The organism is Pseudoduganella danionis, from assembly GCF_009720775.1.
GTDB classification, from domain to species: domain Bacteria; phylum Pseudomonadota; class Gammaproteobacteria; order Burkholderiales; family Burkholderiaceae_D; genus Rugamonas; species Rugamonas danionis.
On sequence record NZ_WNKW01000001.1, the window covers coordinates 843,476 to 861,392 of the forward strand.

A 17,917-nucleotide genomic window follows, 5' to 3' on the forward strand; every position below is an offset into this window, starting at 1 on the left:
AGCCTGTCCTTGCCTCAGACGCTCGCGCATTCAAGTGCGCGGCGCTGGCTGAGGAAAGTGGCATAGGCATATGGCGGCTGGCGGAAGTAGTGCGCAGGCAGGTCGAACAGGGCCCAGTAATACGTCTGCCGGCCTTCACATACCTGCGCCGCAGCGCAGTAACGGTGCCACTGGTCGCCGATGTCGGGCCGGTACATGGCGTCGCCGTGCGGGTCGTGGAAAAACGGCAGCACGCGTTTGGCCAGCAGGGCTTCCAGCAGGGCAGGCGGGGCATCGCTGTCGCGCGCGATTTCAAACTGGGCAAACATGCCTTCGGCCGTTTCTATCATCAGTAAGCGGGTTTTGCCGTGCTGATCGATCAGCAGTATGCCGCTGGGATTGGGGAATACATAGTGTTCGACGATGCCGAGACGCACGCGTAGCGTGTCAATCAGGCGTGCCAGCACGGGATCGGTGAGGAAGTGGTAATGGTGCAGCAGCACCAGATCGCGCAGGGTTTCTTCGCGGTCGTCGAAGTAGGCGTGCTGCAGGGTGCGGATCTGCTGTTCGAGCTGGTCCAGCGCCTGCGGATCGCTCTTCTGGATGTAGCGGTCGATCAGGCCGCGGTTGAAGGCGGTGACGGCGATCTTCTCGTCGGCCGCTCCCGTGAACAATATCTTCTTGCAGGGCAGGTGGGCTATCGCGGCGCAGAATTCCAGTCCGTTCATCTGCGGCATCGAATAGTCCACCACCACCACGGAAGGCGTTTCGAAGCGTAGCGGCTGTTCGCAGATGCGATAGATGCGCTCCAGATCAATGGCCACATTGCACTGGTCGGCCGGCAGATTCTGCATATCGAAATTCACCTGCAGCGGTACCCGCTCAGGCAGCCGTTCGCGCCCCAGCCAGCGCTGGGCTGCCAGCGCATCGTCAAACGCCAGCGTGGGCAGGATGGGATCGAGCTGGAACGACAGGCTGCGCAAAAAGGAGCAGCTATCGTCGACCAGCACGGTCAGAGTCGGGTGGGCATAGACGGGAAAATGCATGACTTACCTCGCTGGTGCTGACTGGGGGGGAATTCGAGTATAAAAATAGCGTAAGCCTGCTCGCGCGTGACGCAGCGGATGCCGCCATTCCAGGCGCGCAGTATGTCCTGGCACAGCGCCAGACCGATGCCGCTGCCGTTGTGCGCCGGATAGGAATAGAAGCGCTGGAAGATCAGCGGCAGATGGTGGGGGGCAATGCCGCAGCCGGTATCGATGAACAGCAGGCGGGGCGGCTGGTGCTGGCCGTCGACGATGATGCGCACCCGTCCTTTGCCGGCGCGCTGTATGGCTTTCAAGGCATTGCGGAGCAGATTGAGCAGCACCACCACGGCCAGTTCGCTCTGGCCCGCGAACTGGAAGTCACTGCGCAGCTCGACGGCGACCTGATGTTTCTGGGCGTCGCTGACAAACGGATAGCGTTGCAGCATGGAGTCCACCATGGCGTGCATGGGCAGCGTTTCGACTGCGCGCAGATTCTGCCGCACGGCGCTGGCGCTGAGCAGGAACAGGTCGATCATGTGGTTCATATGGCGCACTTCGAACTGGATGCGCGCCAGTGCATCGATGGCGCCGAGTTTTTCCTCGCCGCTGCGGCAGATGCCCGTGCCCACCATGCGCAGCAAGCCGCGCACATTGGCATTCACGCTGCTGAGCGGGGTGCGCAGTTCATGCGCCACGCTGGCCAGCCCGGCACCGAGGCCGGCCAGTTTTTCCTGGGCCAGCATGTGGCGGCTGATCTTGGCCACGGACAGCACGGCCATGGTGAACATGTGGATGGGGAGCTGCTGCAGCGCAGCCTTGCTGAGCAGGGTGGCACTTTCGCCCATCAAGCTGGCCGCAAGGCAGGCGGCCAGCGTGCCGGCCAGATAGGCTTGCAGGGCCAATGCCGTCTCGAAGTGGAATAGCAGCACCAGCGCAATCAGCAGCGATTCGCCCCACACGCCGGAAGCGTGGTTCATCAGGAACATGTAGGTGAAGAAGAAAGGCAATACATAGCTGAGGGTGAGCAGCAGATAGGCGTGCAGGATGCGTGGCCGATAGCGCCGCGCAAACAGGCCCAGCATGCAGAGCGCGATGCCGAGTGCGCGCAGCGGTACCGATTCGTATTCCTGCGGGAAGTAGTGGTGCCAGATCAGGTAGTACAGCGGCATACAGACCGTGCCTATGCCGGCCAGCAGCAGCACCCGTTTGGTGGCATGCTGCTCCTGCCCATGGTATTGCAGCAGATTATGCGCGCACGCTTGTAGACGGGATTTGCAGGAGGCGAACAGGTTTGCGGGCATGAGGTGATTGATTTTTATCAAAGCGCCATCATCGCCCGAATTTGTTGCGCGTTTGAATGTATCGAGTCAGCCATTGATCAGCATCAAGTGTCCGACCTTTTTTTGGCCTCAAGGTTGTTGTTGATTTCATTTCATTAACAATCCTTGGGGAGTCTAGCTGATGAACAACGTCATCCTATCCAGTGCCACACCAGCAGCCGCAGAGCGCCGCCTGCCTGATTTTGTCGAACGCCGCATGGATCTGCACCACATCACGCGGATCGAGCAATTGCTGGGCGGCGAGCATCCGCATGCCTGGCAGCCCACGCCGGCCGATGCCGTGTATCTGGCGGGGAATGACTATCTGTGTCTGGCCGATGAGTCCTCACTGCGCTACGCCCAGCTGGCGGCACTGGTGCAGACTCAGGGCGAGTTGCTGATGTCGGCCGTGTATCTGCAGCAGGGCAGTGCCCAGCACCGGCTCGAGCAGCGGCTGGCCCAGTGGCTGGGCACCGAGGATTGCATACTGACCCAGTCCGGCTGGGCGGCCAATGTGGGGCTGGTGCAGACGCTGGCCGAGCCGGGCATACCCGTCTACCTCGATATGCAGGCCCACGCTTCGCTTTGGGAGGGGGGGCAGTCGGCCGGCGCCCAGCCGGTGCCGTTTCTGCACAATGATCTGGGCCATCTGGAAAAGCAGCTGGCCCGCCACGGCCGCGGCCTGATTGCGGTGGATGCGCTGTACAGCACCAATGGCAGCGTGGCACCGCTGGCCCAGCTGGTGGAGCTGGCCGAACGCAGCCACAGCATGCTGATCGTGGACGAATCGCATTCGCTGGGCACCCATGGGCCACAGGGCGCAGGACTGGTGGCGGCGCTGGGGCTGAGCGAGCGCGTGCACTTCCGCACCGCTTCGCTGGCCAAGGCGCTGGCCGGACGGGCGGGGCTGATCAGTTGTTCGCAGCGCTTCAAAGGCTATTTCCTGTCCGAGTCGCGTCCGGCCATCTTCAGTTCCTGTTTGCTGCGCCACGAGCTGGCGTGGTTCGACGCGGCGCTGGACTTCATCCGTCTGGCCGAACAGCGCCGCGCCACGCTGCAGCAGCATGCCCGCCATGTGCGTACAGCGCTGGCAGAGCTGGGCTTTAATGTCAGCGACGGCACGGAGCAGATCATCGCGCTGGAAGCGGGGCCGGAGCCGCAAACGCTGGCCTTGCGCAAGGCGCTGGAAAGGCAGGGCGTGTATGGCGCCATGTTCTGTGCGCCAGCCACGGCCAAGAACCGTTCGCTGGTGCGGCTCACGCTCAATTCGGGCCTGACGGCGGCGCAGCTCGAGCAGATCATCGCTGCCTGCGCTGCTGTGCGCGATGAGCTGGACTGGCACAACTGGTCATCCACGCGGCGCTTGCGCAAGCTGGCGCTGGTGTGAGTGTCAGGGCCGCTGTGGTGCGCTATCATGGCGGCTATGACTGAATCTCGAACTCTCTACGAAGTAATTGGCGGCGAAGCGCGCGTGCGCGAGATGGTGGATCGCTTTTATGATTTGATGGAACTGGAGCCGCAGTTTGCCCTGCTGCGCGCCACCCATGGCAGCTCGCTGGACAATGCGCGCGAGCGCCTGTTCATGTTCCTCAGCGGCTGGATGGGCGGGCCGGATCTGTACGTCGAGGCGCATGGCCATCCGCGCCTGCGCATGCGCCACATGCCGTTTGCCATCGGCACCAAGGAACGCGACCAGTGGCTGCAGGCGATGGCCTGGGCGATGGAAGACGTGGGCATAGATGAAGCTTTGCGTCTGCGCCTGATGGAGTCGTTCTATCAGACGGCAGACTGGATGCGCAACAAGCCGGATTGATGCCATGGGCCAGATAGAATTTTTCGTGCTGTTGCTGCTACTTGCGGCCGTGCTGGTGCTGCAGGTGCTGGCGCTGCTGCGTGCACGCGCCGGACAGAATGCGACACAGGAGGCTGGACTGGCGGAACGGATAGAGCGGGTGGAACGCGAAGTGCGCCTGCAATTGCAAGCCACGGCGCAGGCTAGCCATGGCGCCACGGTGCAGCAGTTCGAAGGGCTGCGCCGCCAACTGGAAGCACAGGGGCTGGTGGGCCGAGAAGAGCAGAGCCGCAACCTGAAGCTGTTCGCCGACAGCATGAACCAGACGCTGGCGCGGCTGACCGAATCGAATGCGGCGCGCATGCAGGAAGTGCGCGCCACGCTGGAAGCCAAGATCCGTGATCTGCAAACGGATAATGGCGCGCGGCTGGAAGAGATGCGTAAGACGGTGGATGAAAAACTGCATGCCACGCTGGAAGCGCGTCTGAGTGCATCGTTCCAGCAGGTGTCGGAACGGCTGGAGCGCGTGCATCAGGGGCTGGGCGAAATGCAGCAGCTGGCGCTGGGCGTGGGCGATCTGAAACGGGTGCTGACCAACGTGAAGACCCGTGGTACCTGGGGCGAAGTGCAGCTGGAAATGCTGCTGGAGCAGGTGCTCACGCCGGACCAGTATGCCAAGAATGTGGAAACCATCGCCGGTAGCGGCGCGCGGGTGGAATTCGCGCTCAAGCTGCCGGGCCAGAAGGACGGCGGCGTGCCCGTCTGGATGCCGATCGATGCCAAGTTCCCCAAGGAGCAGTACGAACGTCTGCTGGAAGCTGCCGAACAGGCCGATGCCGATGGCGTGGCGCTAGCCGGGCGCGAACTGGAACGGGCCGTGCGCGGGGAAGCCAAAACCATCGCGGAAAAATATCTGGCGCCACCCCATACCACCGACTTTGCCATCCTGTTCCTGCCGACCGAAGGGCTGTATGCGGAAGTGATGCGCCGCCCGGGGCTGGCCGATGAATTGCAGCGCGTACACCGCATCAGCATAGCGGGGCCTTCGACGTTGTCGGCCCTGCTCAACAGCCTGCAGATGGGCTTCCGCACGCTGGCGCTGGAACGCCGTTCATCGGAAGTGTGGCAGGTGCTGGGCGCCGTCAAGACGGAGTTCGCCAAATTCGGCGATGTGCTGGCGGCCACCAAGCTGACGCTGGAACGGGCCGCCAAGAATATCGAATCGGCGGAAACCCGTAGCCGCCAGATGGCACGCAAGCTCAAGACCGTGGAAGCACTGCCCAGCGAAGCGGCGCAATTGCTGCTAGGTGCGCAGCCCGAAGCGGGCCAGCACGACGCAGATTGATGGCGGCCGCGCCGGCGCTCGGATAGTCAGCATGGCGCGCTAGATCAGGCCTTCGAACAGCAGCACGTCGACCATTTCGCCAGCGGCCACATTGCCCTGTTCGTGGCCGAGCACCACCATGCAATTGGCTTCCGTCATCGAGCGCAGGATGCCGGAGCCCTGAGCGCCCGTCAGCCGTACTTCGGGCTGACCGTCCGCGCCGCGGCTAATAATGCCGCGCTGGTACTCGGTGCGGCCGGGCCGTTTGCGCATGGCCGTTTGTGCTCTGGCCTGCAGCGTCAACTGGGGCGCTTGCGCACCCATCATGGCTAGCAGGGCAGGGCGGGCGAACAAATAGAACGATACCGCTACGGCGACCGGATTGCCGGGCAGGCCTATCAGCCATGCGCTATCGGCGCCGTCGCGGATCTGGCCGAATGCGAGCGGACGGCCGGGACGCATGGCCAGCTTCCAGAACGACAGCTGGCCCAGGCTGGCCAGGATGTCGCGCGTATAGTCGGCCGCACCTTCCGATACGCCGCCCGAAGTGATGATGGCGTCGGCCTGCTGGCAAGCGCTGCGCAGCGCCGCATCCAGTGCCTGCGGATCATCGCGTACGATGCCTATGTCGATCACTTCGCAACCCAGGCGCGTCAGCATGCCGAATACCGTGTAGCGGTTGCTGTCGTAGATGCTGCCTTCGTCTAGCGGCTGTCCCGGTGCGCGCAGCTCGTCGCCGGTGGAGAAGAAGGCCACGCGCAGCTTGCGCTGCACGCTGACTTCGGCCATGCCCAGCGAAGCGATCAGACCCAGATCGGCGGGCCGCAGCAGTTTGCCTCTGGCCAGTGCCACGCTGCCCTGCTTCAGGTCTTCGCCAGCGAAGCGGCGATTGGCGCCTTGCTGGATCACGCCGTGGGCGATGGTGACGCTGTCGTCGCTGATGGCGCTGGCCAGTTCCTGCGGCAGCACGCTGTCGCAGCCAACCGGCATGGCCGCTCCCGTCATGATGCGAATGCATTCGCCGGCCTGTACTTCCAGCGCGCACGGGCGGCCCGCGTAGGCGATGCCTATGACTTTGAAGGTAGCCTGGGCCTGCGCGGCGTCAGGCAGATCGGCGCCGCGCAGGGCGTAGCCATCCATGGCCGAATTGTCGTAAGCCGGTACGTTGATGGGCGAGATCACGTCCTGCGCCAGCACGCGGTCCAGCGCGCTGAAAAGCGGAACGGTGTGGCCAGCGTCGAGCGGCGTAATTTGCTCGGCGATCAGGCGCTGCGCCTGTTCCACATGCAGCGCGCTGTCATGCTGGCCCGTGCTGCGGGCTGCACTGCTGCCTGCGTTGCCGGTAGTGCTGGCGACGGCGGCAGCAGAGGGGGGAGCTGCAGAGGGGGCAGCTGCGGAGGCGGGCGGCTGCTCGAGCACCTGCAATTCATCCAGCGTGTTGACGTTGCTGAATGCGGCATCATCCTCGAACAGAACTTCGGCCACGCGCAGCGACTTGAACCAGCTTTCCATGCGCCGTTCGCCACTGGCCAGATAGGCTTCCAGCTGCGGCAACACGCTGGTCCTGAGCAGCGCGAATACGGGATGCAGCTGGCGCTGCGGCGCGGCGGCACCGGCGCGCGTCTGCATGGTCACGGCCAGTGCGACGTCGGCGTTCTGCTCACTCAGCGCAGCATGCAGGCGCGCCGCCAGATCGGCTGGCAGCAAAGGTGAATCGCAAGGGACGGTGAGCAGCAGTTCGGTAGGGCAGAACTGCAGGCCTATCTGCAGCCCCGCCAGCGGACCCGCATAGCCATCGATGTAGTCCGGCAGCACGGGCACATTGCCAGCCAGTTCCTGGTAGCGTGTCAGATTGCGGTTGGCATTGATGGCATAGCTGGCGACCTGCGGTGCCAGACGGGCGATCACGTGTTCCACCAGCGTGCTGGTGCGGAAAGGCTGCAGGCCTTTATCAACGCTGCCCATGCGGCTGCCGCGGCCACCGGCAAGTATCAGGCCGGTGATCTGGTTCTGGAAAGACAAACTAACCTCCGATGTAAGACATTTCAACTTTGCGCCGTTCGGCCTGCGGCAGCGCCGTCTGCGCCGTACGCAGTTCCGAATAGCGGTCGGCACGCACGCGCCAGAGCTGGGCTAGCGCGCCGCTGATGGCGCTGTCGCTCTGGCCGCCGCGCAGCAGCGCACGCAGATCGTGCCCGCTGCTGGCAAACAGGCAGGTATATAACTGGCCTTCGGTCGACAGGCGTGCGCGCGTGCAGTCGCCGCAGAACGCCTGGGTGACGCTGGATATCATGCCGACTTCGCCGCCGCCATCGGCGTAGCGCCAGCGCGTGGCGGTTTCGCCGCTGTAGTTGGCGTCCAGCGCCTGCAGCGGGAATTCGGCGTGGATGCGTTCTACCACTTGCGCCGAGGGCAGCACTTCGTCCATCTTCCAGCCGTTCGAAGCGCCTACGTCCATGTATTCGATAAAGCGCAGGATGAAGGGCGAGTGGCGGAAATAGCGCGCCATGGGCAGGATTTCCTGGTCGTTCATGCCGGCTTTGACCACCATATTCACCTTGATGGGCCCCAGTCCTACCTTGTGCGCCTGTTCCAGCCCTTGCAGCACGTCGCGCACGTCGAAATCCACGTCATTCATGCGGCGGAAGGTCTGGTTGTCGAGCGCATCGAGCGAGACGGTGACGCGCTGCAGGCCGGCGTCCTTGAGCGCCTGTGCCTTGCGTGCCAGTAGCGAGGCATTGGTGGTCAGCGTCAGGTCCAGTGGCTGGCCGCTGGCCGTCTTGAGCTGGGCCAGCATGGCGATGAGCTTTTCGATATCTTTGCGCAGCAGCGGCTCGCCCCCCGTCAGGCGGATTTTTTCGACGCCGTGGGCGACAAATATTCTGGCCAGCCGGCTGATCTCCTCGAACGAGAGCAGGGCCTTGTGCGGCAGGTACTGGTAGTCGCTGTTGAAAATCGCCTTGGGCATGCAATACACACAACGGAAATTGCAGCGGTCAGTGACCGAGATGCGCAAGTCGCGCAGCGGGCGGCCTAGCTGATCGCCCAGCAAACCGGTGGGGTTTTCAGCATGCGCGGGTATGGCTGGCGTGGCGTGGCGCTGTTGCGCCAGCATGATGATTTTCTCGGCCATGGATAGGAGAACGTTAGAGAACTGCGAGCCGCTACGATAGCACGTTGGCGCAAAAAGCGTGTTTAGCCATGGGGCGGAATAAAAAAAGGGAAGCACATGGCTTCCCTTTTGTGGCGAAACTGCCGGCCGGATTAGCGGCGGGTATCGACCTGGATCAGCGGCTCATCCGACTGCGGTGGCAGCGGTTTGCGCTCGCGTGGTTTGCGCACTGGTGCCACGATGGCAGCAGCCGCTGCCTGTGCAGCGCGCAGCTTGGCAGGATCGGTGGCTGCCAGCGTCAGACCGGCGGAGCTCAGCAGGGCGTTCAGATCCGCGGCCGGAGCAGCTGCTGGAGCTGGTGCAGGTGCAGGTGCCGGTGCAGCGACTGGTGCCGGTGCCACTACGATAGCTTCGGCAGGCGCAGCAGCGACTTCAGGGCTGGCGACTGCCGGTGCAACTTCAGCCACCGCTTCAGCGGCTACCGCTGGAGCAGCTTCCACCACTGGGGTAGCGGCAACTTCAACTACTGGCGTAGCAACCGGGGCCGCTGCAACTTCAGCAACGACTGGTGCCGGTTCAACTGCGGCTGCGGCTTCGACTGCTGGAGCAGCCACTTCAGCGACAGGGGCAGCTTCGACCACCGGGCTGGCGGCAGGGGCTGGTGCTGCAACAGGCGCTTCTGCGGCGGCGGCTACAGGTGCCGGGGCAGCCACTTCGGCGGCAGCAGCAACTGGTGCAACTACTTCAGCGGCAACGGCTTCCACTGCGGCTTCCACTACAGCTGGCGCAGCGGCTTCGCTGACGGCAGCCACAGGTGCTTCGGCCGTATCAGCCGGTGCCACCGTGAACTTCAGCGTACCCTGTTCGCCCTGTTCGCCAGCAACGGCTTCCTGACCTTCGGCGCCATCGCGCTCGCGGCGGTTACGGTTACGACCACCACGACGGCGGCGGCGGCGTGGCTCTTCGCCATCGGCTGCCTCGTTTTCTTCACCTTCCGGACCATTCTGCGGTGCAGCTTTCAGGATGGTGGCGGCGGCGTCCGTGGCCGGACCGTTCAGCGCGGCGGCTGGATTGAGTACCAGTTCTTCCGCTTTGGCTTCCTGGTTGGCTTTCTCGCCACGTGGTTCACGCGGTGGGCGAGGTGCGCGCTCGCGTGGTGCTGCTGCTTCGCCGTTCTGGCCTTCGCGTGGCTCGCGTGGTTCACGCGGTGGACGCGGAGGACGGGCTGGGCGGCCATTGCTTTCGCCTTTACCTTCTTCGCTACCCGGACGGGCGGCACCGGCTTCGCGTTCTTCACGCTCGCCACGGCCACCTTTGCCGCTGCGGTTACGGCCGCGCGGGCCACGGCCATTGCGCTCGCCACGCTCACCGGCAGGGGTTTTCACCACGATGGTTGGCTGCTGTGGCAGAGCGGCTGGTGCCGGCTCTGGGCTCAGGAAGCTGAACAGACGGGCGAAGAAACCTTTCTTCGGTGCGGTCGGGGCCGGTGCTGGCACAGGCTTGATGACGGTTTCGCTGGCTTTATTGCGTTCCACCATAGGCGCAGGCTGATCCGGCGTAATGGTTTTGACGACAGCTTCCTGACGTGGCTTGGCTTCTTCCTTTTGGCGCTTGCTGTAGGCCATGTCGGTTTCTGCCTGCTCGGCCAGGTTGTAGCTGGCCTGATGGTCTTCCAGACGCGGATCGTCGTGCTTGATGCGTTCCAGCTTGTAGTGCGGGGTTTCCAGATGCTTGTTCGGCACCAGAATGATGGTGATGCGATGACGCGTTTCGATCTTCAGCACTTCGCCGCGTTTTTCGTTGAGCAGGAAGGCAGCAACGTCCACCGGTACTTGCACGTGGATAGTGGCCGAGTTTTCCTTCATCGCCTCTTCCTGAATAATCCGCAGCACTTGCAGCGCGGACGATTCGGTATCGCGGATGTGGCCGGTGCCGGAGCAGCGCGGGCAGGTCACGTGCGAACCTTCCGACAGGGAAGGACGCAGACGCTGGCGCGACAGTTCCATCAGGCCGAAGCGGGAAATCTTGCCCATCTGGACGCGGGCACGGTCATGGTGCAGCGCATCTTTCAGGCGCTGTTCCACTTCGCGCTGGTTCTTGGCCACTTCCATGTCGATGAAGTCGATCACGATCAGGCCGCCCAGGTCACGCAGACGCAGCTGACGGGCAACCTCTTCGGCTGCTTCGCAGTTGGTGTTGAAGGCCGTGGTTTCGATGTCCGAACCGCGGGTGGCGCGGGCCGAGTTAACGTCGACGGATACCAGCGCTTCGGTGTGGTCGATCACGATAGCGCCGCCCGATGGCAGCGGTACGGTACGCGAGTAGGCCGTTTCGATCTGGTGTTCGATCTGGAAGCGCGAGAACAGCGGTACGTCGTCGCTGTAGCGTTTTACACGGTGCACCATGTCGGGCATCACGTGGCTCATGAACTGGTGTGCCTGCTCGTAGATCTCGTCGGTATCGATCAGGATCTCGCCGATATCAGGCTGGAAGTAATCGCGAATCGCGCGGATCACCAACGACGATTCCTGATAGATCAGGAATGCGCCCGGGGCCGACTTGCCAGCGCCTTCAATCGCGCGCCACAGTTGCATCAGGTAGTTCAAGTCCCACTGCAGTTCATCGACATTGCGGCCGATGCCGGCGGTGCGGGCGATCACGGACATGCCAGGTGGCAGGTCCAGCTTGTCCATGGTTTCGCGCAGTTCCTGACGCTCTTCACCTTCGACACGGCGCGAAACACCACCACCGCGCGGGTTGTTCGGCATCAGCACCAGATAGCGGCCTGCCAGCGAGACGAAGGAGGTCAGCGCAGCGCCTTTGTTGCCGCGCTCTTCCTTCTCCACCTGCACCATGATTTCCTGGCCTTCGCGCAGCGCTTCCTTGATGGTCGCGTTGCGTACGTCTATGCCTTCACGGAAATAAGTGCGTGCAACTTCTTTGAATGGCAGGAAACCGTGGCGATCTTCACCGTAGCTGACGAAGCAAGCTTCGAGCGACGGTTCGATGCGGGTGATCACGCCTTTGTAGATATTCGACTTGCGCTGTTCGCGGCCCGCCGTTTCGATGTCGATATCGATCAGTTTCTGACCGTCGACGATGGCTACGCGCAGCTCTTCTTGCTGCGTAGCATTAAACAACATGCGTTTCATTTTTATAAACTCCGCGACCCTAAGGTCATCTCTGTGCCAGCTAGCCGCAGGGCGGCCAGATGACGTGGTACAGGGATATACGCGAGAACGGGAGTGATGGCGGTGGGTATGCCCATCCTGTGCGTAGTCGCAGCGCACCCCTCGGGGAGCACTACGCGGCCGCAACTGGGCGCATGAAGCCGATCGTCATGCCGCTGTGTTCGCATCACCAGCAACTCATCCATGCGGCCCCGACGGACGGCAGAGAATCGCAGGCGGTGAACAGCCTCGGTTGGGCCAGATCCTGGCCGGGCTCGCATACTGCACGCCACAGACTGCCAAGGTCGCTGATGGCAACCCTGCGTCGTACGTGCAGCAAAGCCCGGGGTCTGGCAAAGACGGCAAGCGTTATCTACTTCATCAACCGGACAGCTGGACCCTTGATCCATCTGCCCGGACTTTATCCTTACAAAGCTATCACTTTAATTCTACGTCCCTGCCTGTCTCCGATTACAACTGCGGTGCAACCCTGAGCCCGGCAAGGGCGGTGCGTATACATTTTTTTCCTCTGAATTTGCAATTAGGCGAGGCCAGTGGAGACGCCCCTGTGTAAAATGTGCTTTTATTCTTACACTTTCCGCAGTGTGAACTGCAGCGAAACGATTATATATTCAAAATGAAGGACTTAGAGAGATTTCTGGGAAGACAGAGCAAATGAGGCAACAAAAAGATGTTTCCCCGCCTTCAACACCACAAGAGCGCCCGCAAAATTCGCTGCAAGCACAGTTTGTGACCATCACGGAAGAGGAAGCGGGCCAGCGTATTGACAATTATTTATTGCGCGTCTGTAAAGGCGTGCCGAAAAGCCACGTCTATCGCATCCTGCGTTCGGGCGAAGTACGGGTCAACAAGGGTCGGATAGACCAGCTTTACCGGCTGGTGGCCGGGGATATGGTGCGTATACCGCCGATTCGCATCGCCGAAAAGGCTGAAAACAGCCATGTGCCGGCAGCCGAATTTAGTGTGATTTTCGAAGATGCCCATCTGCTTGTGATCGATAAACCGGCTGGCGTGGCCGTGCATGGCGGCTCCGGCGTATCGTTCGGCGTGATTGAGCAACTGCGCGCAGCCCGTCCGGAAGCCAAGTTTCTGGAGCTCGTGCACCGGCTGGACCGCGATACTTCCGGCTTATTGTTGTTGGCAAAGAAACGTTCGGCGCTGACCAGTCTGCACGAACAGATGCGCGACGGCCATACGGACAAGCGCTATCTGACCATGGTGGCCGGCGACTGGAAGAACGCGCGCCAGCACGTCAAATTGGCGCTGCATAAATATAGTACGGCCGATGGCGAGCGGCGCGTGGCCGTGCAGGCCGACGGCCAGCCCTCGCATACGGTATTTACTCTGCTGAAGAAGTTCAAGGACTTTGCCCTGCTGGAAGCGGAACTGAAAACGGGGCGTACCCACCAGATTCGCGTGCACACCTCGGCTTCCGGCTTCCCTATATTAGGTGACGATAAATACGGCGATTTCGCCCTGAACAAGGCCTTGCAGAAAGCCACTGACGAGCGTGGTGCGCTGAAACGCATGTTCCTGCACGCCTATCAGATTACGTTCACTCATCCGGAGTCAGGCAAAATCATGACCCTGAAAGCGCCTTTAGCGCCCGAATGTGAGCGATTCTTGTTAAGCTTAGGGAAACCAGTTAACTAATCGTAAATATCTTGAGGAGTCGTCCCACGGGGACGGCCGGATTACATGGCAAGAAAGCAATTTGATTTAATCGTCTTCGATTGGGATGGAACCCTGATGGATTCCACCTCAACTATCGTGAAATGCATACAGGCGGCAGCGCGCGACCTGTCCTTGCCGATTCCGCGTGACGACGTGGCGGCCCACGTGATCGGCCTCGGCCTGCATGAAGCCATGCAGGCTGTGCTGCCCGAGGTGGATCCGGCCTACTATCCGCGCATGGTGGAGCGTTACCGCTACCATTTCCTGTCGCGCGACCATGAACTCGCGCTATTCCCCGGCGTCCACGACATGCTGACGGAATTGTCGCAAAACGGCTATTTCCTCGCCGTGGCCACGGGCAAGAGCCGGGTAGGGCTGAACCGCGCCATGAACGATGTCAAAGTGCTGTCCCTGTTTGATGCCACCCGTTGCGCTGATGAAACATTCTCCAAACCCCATCCTGCTATGTTGCAAGAGTTAACGCGGGAGTTAGGGCAGGATATGCGCCGTACGGTGATGATAGGCGATACCACCCATGATCTGTTGATGGCGAACAATGCCGGCGCGCAGGGTATTGCCGTGCAATATGGCGCCCATCCGGTTGATCAGTTGGCCGCCTGTAATCCGCTGTACTCGGCTGCTACGGTGGCCGAACTGCATCAATGGCTGAGTGAGCACGCATGATGGCAAATGAAGAAATCCTGATCTGTGCGGCCGAGGCCGTGCTCGAAGGCGGCAAAGGCGTGCGTTTCCCCGTGACGGCTGGCGGCGATGATGCCACCGGCTTTGTCGTGCGCTATGGCGGACAGGCGTATGCTTATTTGAATCGCTGCGCCCATGTGCCGATAGAACTGGACTGGGCCGAAGGCGAGTTCTTCGAATCCAGTGGCTTGTACCTGATGTGTTCCACCCACGGCGCCGTATATGTGCCGGAAAGCGGCCATTGTGCCGGCGGCCCTTGCAAAGGTGGCCGGCTACGGCCTATCGCGGTGGTCGAGCGCGATCAGCAACTGTATTGGCAGCCTGACGACTATGTGCGTCCGGCCCGTGCCTGAATGTGGTTAAAAAGATAAATATGAGCGATAACACCAGCGAAAATCCCGAAAACCAGCCCAACAGCGCCGAAAAGCCCGTCGCCTCGCCGGGCGTTAGCGCGCCGGTAGCGGCTGCGCCCTGGGAGCGTGAAGTACTGGAAAAGCTGGTGTTTGCTGCCTTGAACGAGCAGAAAGCGGCACGCCGCTGGGGCATCTTCTTCAAGGCCATCACAGTGGTGCTGGTGGTGGTGGCGCTCAGTGCCTATCTCGATCTGGGCTGGACTGGCTCCGACGGCGAGGCACTGGGACGCCATACGGCGCTGATCGAGATCGAAGGCGCCATCGAATCGGAAGGCAGCGGCTCGGCGGCAGTGGTCATCCCGGCGCTGAACAAGGCTTTTTCCGACAGTGGTTCGGTGGCCGTGGTGATGCACATCAATAGCCCGGGCGGCAGCCCCGTGCAGGCCGGCATGATCGTCGACGAAATGCACCGTCTGCGCAAAGGCTATCCGGGTAAGCCGCTGTACGTGGTGGTGGATGAAATCTGTGCCTCGGGCTGCTACTACATTGCCGCCGGTGCCGACCGCATCTATGTCAACAAGGCCAGCATCGTTGGGTCCATCGGCGTGCTGATGGATGGCTTCGGCTTCTCCGGCATCATGGACAAGGTGGGCGTCGAGCGCCGCCTGCTGACGGCAGGCGAGAACAAGGGCTTTATGGACCCGTTTAGTCCGCTTTCCGACAAGCACAAGCAATATGCCCAGTCCATGCTCAATGAAATTCACCAGCAGTTCATCCAGGTGGTGCGCGAAGGGCGCGGCAAACGCCTGAAGGAAAGCCCGGAAATGTTCTCTGGCCTGTTCTGGACCGGTGCGAAATCCATCGATATGGGGCTGGCCGATGCTTTCGGCACGGTCGATAGTGTGGCACGCGATGTGATCAAGGCGGAAGACATCATCGATTACACCCAGCATGAAGGCTTGCCGGAACGTGTGCTGAAAAAATTTGGCGCAGCGCTGGGCGCTGGCGCCATGAAAGCCAGTATGGAGCGGGTACAGCCGGCGCTGCGCTGAGACGTGAGTATTGGTGAAAATCTTGCTTGCATCCCCGATGTGATGAGCTATAGTGAAGCTGTAGTTCTTTCCAAGGGGGGCGATATAAACAGTTTATTTTGTTTTCACCACAATCTTGATCAGACAGACGGAACTACTACACTGCATCGTGGATGCAGCCTAGAGTGAATTGCGATTCCTCATACAGCCCCTGCCGGGGTTGAAGACAGCGGTGCAATGCCGCTGTTTTCTTTTGTCCTCGCAGTTTGCATAAAACCACCCTGATCCAACCATGCGAGAAAATCGACTTGCCGCTGCGTATGCCATTGCTGGCTTGCGGCGATAGGCACACCATCGTTTTGTAAGGCGTAACGGCAGGCCACGATTAGTAATGCGGCGCGATGGCCGGCTGCCGCCTGTGCACTCAGTGCTGGAAGTTTAGTAAGCTTGGGCATAACAGTTCTCTCTGGCACATTCCTAGTCGATTAGGCGGATTCCTAATCGGGTTTCAGTTTAGCAAGTGAACCTGTGTCCGATTTGATGTGTGTCAATGAGCTGCTTTGTCTAGGACACTATTGCCAAGCATGTATCGTCGGCTTTCCCCCGTCCTGCGCCATCCTGTAAAATCGGTCTATGAGCAAACTATCCCTAGACCGCATCCTGCAATCGCAGGGCTTTGGCACCCGTAAATACTGCCGTTCGCTGATCGACGATGGCGAAGTCAGTATCGCCGGCGTGGTCCACGACAATTACAAAGAAACCATCGAGACGGAAGGACTGGTTCTCACCATCTTCGAGGAAGAATGGGTGTACCGCGAACATCTGTATATTGCGCTGTATAAACCCGCCAATTTCGAATGTTCGCGCAAACCCAGCCACCATCCCGGCGTGCTGACGCTGCTGCCCGAACAGTTCAGTTGGCGCGAGCTGCAGCCGGTCGGCCGGCTCGATCACGACACTACGGGTATGCTCTTGATGTCGGACGATGGTCCATTTATCCATGCACAATCGTCGCCGAAGCGCCATGTTCCGAAAATTTATCAAGCCACGACAGCAGAGCCGGTAACGCCGGAATTGATAGAGCAGCTGAAATCCGGCGTGCAATTGCATGACGAACCGGCGCCACTGGCGGCCCAGCATTGCGTGCAGCGCGGCGAGCACCAGCTCGAAATCGTGCTGGAACAGGGTAAATACCATCAGGTCAAACGCATGCTGGCCGCAGCCGGCAACCATTGCAGTGCGCTGCACCGCTCGGCTATCGGAGGACTGACGCTGGATGCGCTGGAGCTGGAAGAGGGCGAGTGGTGCTATCTGACGCCGGAGCAACTGGCGCTGCTGGTCCCTAGCGCATGAAACTGGCCACTCTGAACGACGGCACGCGTGACGGCCAGTTGATGGTGGTGTCGCGCGACCTGAAGACGGCCCAGCTGGCCGATGGCGTAGCGCGCACGCTGCAACGGGCGCTCGACGACTGGAGCTTTATTGCCCCTCAGCTCGATGCGATCTATCAGGAGCTGAATCAGGGCCGCGGCCGCCGTACGTTTGCCTTCGAGCCGGAGCGCTGCATGGCGCCGTTGCCACGGGCGTTCCAGTGGGCCGATGGTTCGGCCTATGTGCACCATGTAGAACTGGTGCGCAAGGCGCGCGGGGCGGAACTGCCTGCTTCATTCTGGGAAGACCCGCTCATGTATCAGGGCGGCAGCGATGATTTCATCGGACCTTGCGACGACATCGCGCTCTTGCATGAAGAGTGGGGCATCGATTTCGAAGCCGAAGTGGCCGTGATCACGGACGATGTGCCCATGGGCGCGACGCCTGATCAGGCCCACCAGCGTATCCGCTTGCTGATGCTGGTCAACGACGTTTCGCTGCGCAATCTGATTCCGGAAGAGCTGGCCAAGGGCTTCGGTTTCGTCCAGTCCAAGCCGGCGACGAGTTTCTCGCCCGTGGCAGTGACGCCGGACGAGCTGGGCGATGCATGGAAGGGTGGCAAAGTCCATTTACCCTTGCTTTCCACCTGGAACGGCAAACTGGTCGGCAAGCCGCAGGCCGGGGTCGATATGGTGTTCAATTTCCCGCAACTGATCGCCCATCTGGCCAAATCGCGCAATGTGCGCGCTGGTTCCATCATCGGTTCCGGCACGGTGTCCAACACCAGTGGCAAGCGCGGCTATTCCTGCATCGCCGAGCAGCGTTGCGTGGAGATGATCGCTGATGGCGTCGCTAGCACGTCGTTCATGGCGTTTGGCGACACTATCCGTATCGAAATGTTGGATAGCGATGGCAAATCCATCTTCGGCGCCATAGACCAGAAAGTCACCCAGGCAGGCGTTTGAAAATCAAATTTCCAATGGGAAACACCGAGTAAGGCGGAAAAAACTGCCGTATTCGGCTGATGGGCCAGCGCGCGCG

Annotated in this window: 15 protein-coding genes; 9 read left to right on the plus strand and 6 right to left on the minus strand. The window is 61.2% G+C overall.

Annotation, left to right across the window (positions count from 1 at the left end):
• Positions 1–14: 14 nt before the first annotated feature.
• Both GM655_RS03595 and GM655_RS03600 read right to left on the minus strand, forming a co-directional pair.
• Positions 15–1,025, minus strand: a complete 1,011-nt coding sequence (locus GM655_RS03595; protein ID WP_155433228.1) for a response regulator — start codon at positions 1,023–1,025, stop codon at positions 15–17.
• On the minus strand, positions 992–2,308 hold the full coding sequence (locus GM655_RS03600; RefSeq protein WP_155433229.1) for a sensor histidine kinase: 1,317 nt from the start codon (positions 2,306–2,308) through the stop codon (positions 992–994). Before GM655_RS03600 ends, GM655_RS03595 begins: the two co-directional genes overlap by 34 nt.
• 160 nt (positions 2,309–2,468) lie before the next feature.
• On the opposite strand from GM655_RS03600, the gene cqsA reads away from it, so the two are divergent.
• The 3 genes from cqsA to GM655_RS03615 are packed head-to-tail and all read left to right on the plus strand — an operon-like array spanning position 2,469 to position 5,463.
• Positions 2,469–3,713: an alpha-hydroxyketone-type quorum-sensing autoinducer synthase gene (cqsA, locus tag GM655_RS03605; RefSeq protein WP_155433230.1), complete on the plus strand. Its 1,245-nt coding sequence runs from the start codon at positions 2,469–2,471 to the stop codon at positions 3,711–3,713.
• 27 nt (positions 3,714–3,740) lie between these two features.
• Positions 3,741–4,139 carry a group II truncated hemoglobin gene (locus GM655_RS03610; protein WP_155433231.1) on the plus strand — a complete coding sequence of 133 codons (399 nt, stop codon included), beginning with the start codon at positions 3,741–3,743 and terminating at the stop codon, positions 4,137–4,139.
• Between the two features lie 4 nt (positions 4,140–4,143).
• On the plus strand, positions 4,144–5,463 hold the full coding sequence (locus tag GM655_RS03615) for a DNA recombination protein RmuC (RefSeq protein ID WP_155433232.1): 1,320 nt from the start codon (positions 4,144–4,146) through the stop codon (positions 5,461–5,463).
• Between the two features lie 39 nt (positions 5,464–5,502).
• On the opposite strand, the gene moeA is transcribed toward GM655_RS03615, so the two are convergent.
• The 3 genes from moeA to GM655_RS03630 form a co-directional block, all read right to left on the minus strand.
• Positions 5,503–7,464: a molybdopterin molybdotransferase MoeA gene (gene moeA, locus GM655_RS03620; protein WP_155433233.1), complete on the minus strand. Its 1,962-nt coding sequence runs from the start codon at positions 7,462–7,464 to the stop codon at positions 5,503–5,505.
• 1 nt (position 7,465) lies between these two features.
• Positions 7,466–8,575 carry a GTP 3',8-cyclase MoaA gene (gene moaA, locus GM655_RS03625; protein ID WP_155433234.1) on the minus strand — a complete coding sequence of 370 codons (1,110 nt, stop codon included), beginning with the start codon at positions 8,573–8,575 and terminating at the stop codon, positions 7,466–7,468.
• Between the two features lie 131 nt (positions 8,576–8,706).
• A complete protein-coding gene (locus GM655_RS03630) occupies positions 8,707–11,706 on the minus strand; it encodes an Rne/Rng family ribonuclease (RefSeq protein WP_155433235.1) in 3,000 nt (999 codons plus the stop codon).
• A gap of 693 nt (positions 11,707–12,399) precedes the next feature.
• Here GM655_RS03630 and GM655_RS03635 point away from each other — a divergent pair.
• Genes GM655_RS03635 through GM655_RS03650 form a run of 4 tightly spaced genes read left to right on the plus strand, consistent with a single transcriptional unit; the run spans position 12,400 to position 15,526 of the window.
• The gene (locus tag GM655_RS03635; RefSeq protein ID WP_155433236.1) at positions 12,400–13,398 is read left to right on the plus strand and encodes an RluA family pseudouridine synthase; all 999 of its coding nucleotides are present in this window, start codon (positions 12,400–12,402) and stop codon (positions 13,396–13,398) included.
• Between the two features lie 45 nt (positions 13,399–13,443).
• Entirely contained in the window at positions 13,444–14,103 is a 660-nt protein-coding gene (locus GM655_RS03640) for an HAD-IIIA family hydrolase (RefSeq protein ID WP_155433237.1), read from the plus strand.
• Positions 14,100–14,474 (plus strand): Rieske (2Fe-2S) protein, encoded by a 375-nt coding sequence (locus GM655_RS03645; protein ID WP_155433238.1) that lies wholly within the window; start codon positions 14,100–14,102, stop codon positions 14,472–14,474. The genes GM655_RS03640 and GM655_RS03645 overlap by 4 nt, the downstream gene beginning before the upstream one ends.
• A gap of 20 nt (positions 14,475–14,494) precedes the next feature.
• Positions 14,495–15,526: a S49 family peptidase gene (locus GM655_RS03650; protein WP_155433239.1), complete on the plus strand. Its 1,032-nt coding sequence runs from the start codon at positions 14,495–14,497 to the stop codon at positions 15,524–15,526.
• A 179-nt stretch (positions 15,527–15,705) separates the two neighbouring features.
• On the opposite strand, the gene GM655_RS03655 is transcribed toward GM655_RS03650, so the two are convergent.
• The gene (locus GM655_RS03655; RefSeq protein WP_155433240.1) at positions 15,706–15,960 is read right to left on the minus strand and encodes a hypothetical protein; all 255 of its coding nucleotides are present in this window, start codon (positions 15,958–15,960) and stop codon (positions 15,706–15,708) included.
• A gap of 178 nt (positions 15,961–16,138) precedes the next feature.
• Between GM655_RS03655 and GM655_RS03660 the strand changes: the two genes are divergently transcribed.
• Together GM655_RS03660 and GM655_RS03665 are read left to right on the plus strand one after the other, a co-directional pair.
• On the plus strand, positions 16,139–16,858 hold the full coding sequence (locus GM655_RS03660) for a pseudouridine synthase (protein ID WP_155433241.1): 720 nt from the start codon (positions 16,139–16,141) through the stop codon (positions 16,856–16,858).
• On the plus strand, positions 16,855–17,841 hold the full coding sequence (locus GM655_RS03665; protein ID WP_155433242.1) for a fumarylacetoacetate hydrolase family protein: 987 nt from the start codon (positions 16,855–16,857) through the stop codon (positions 17,839–17,841). The genes GM655_RS03660 and GM655_RS03665 overlap by 4 nt, the downstream gene beginning before the upstream one ends.
• The last annotated feature ends 76 nt before the right edge of the window (positions 17,842–17,917 follow it).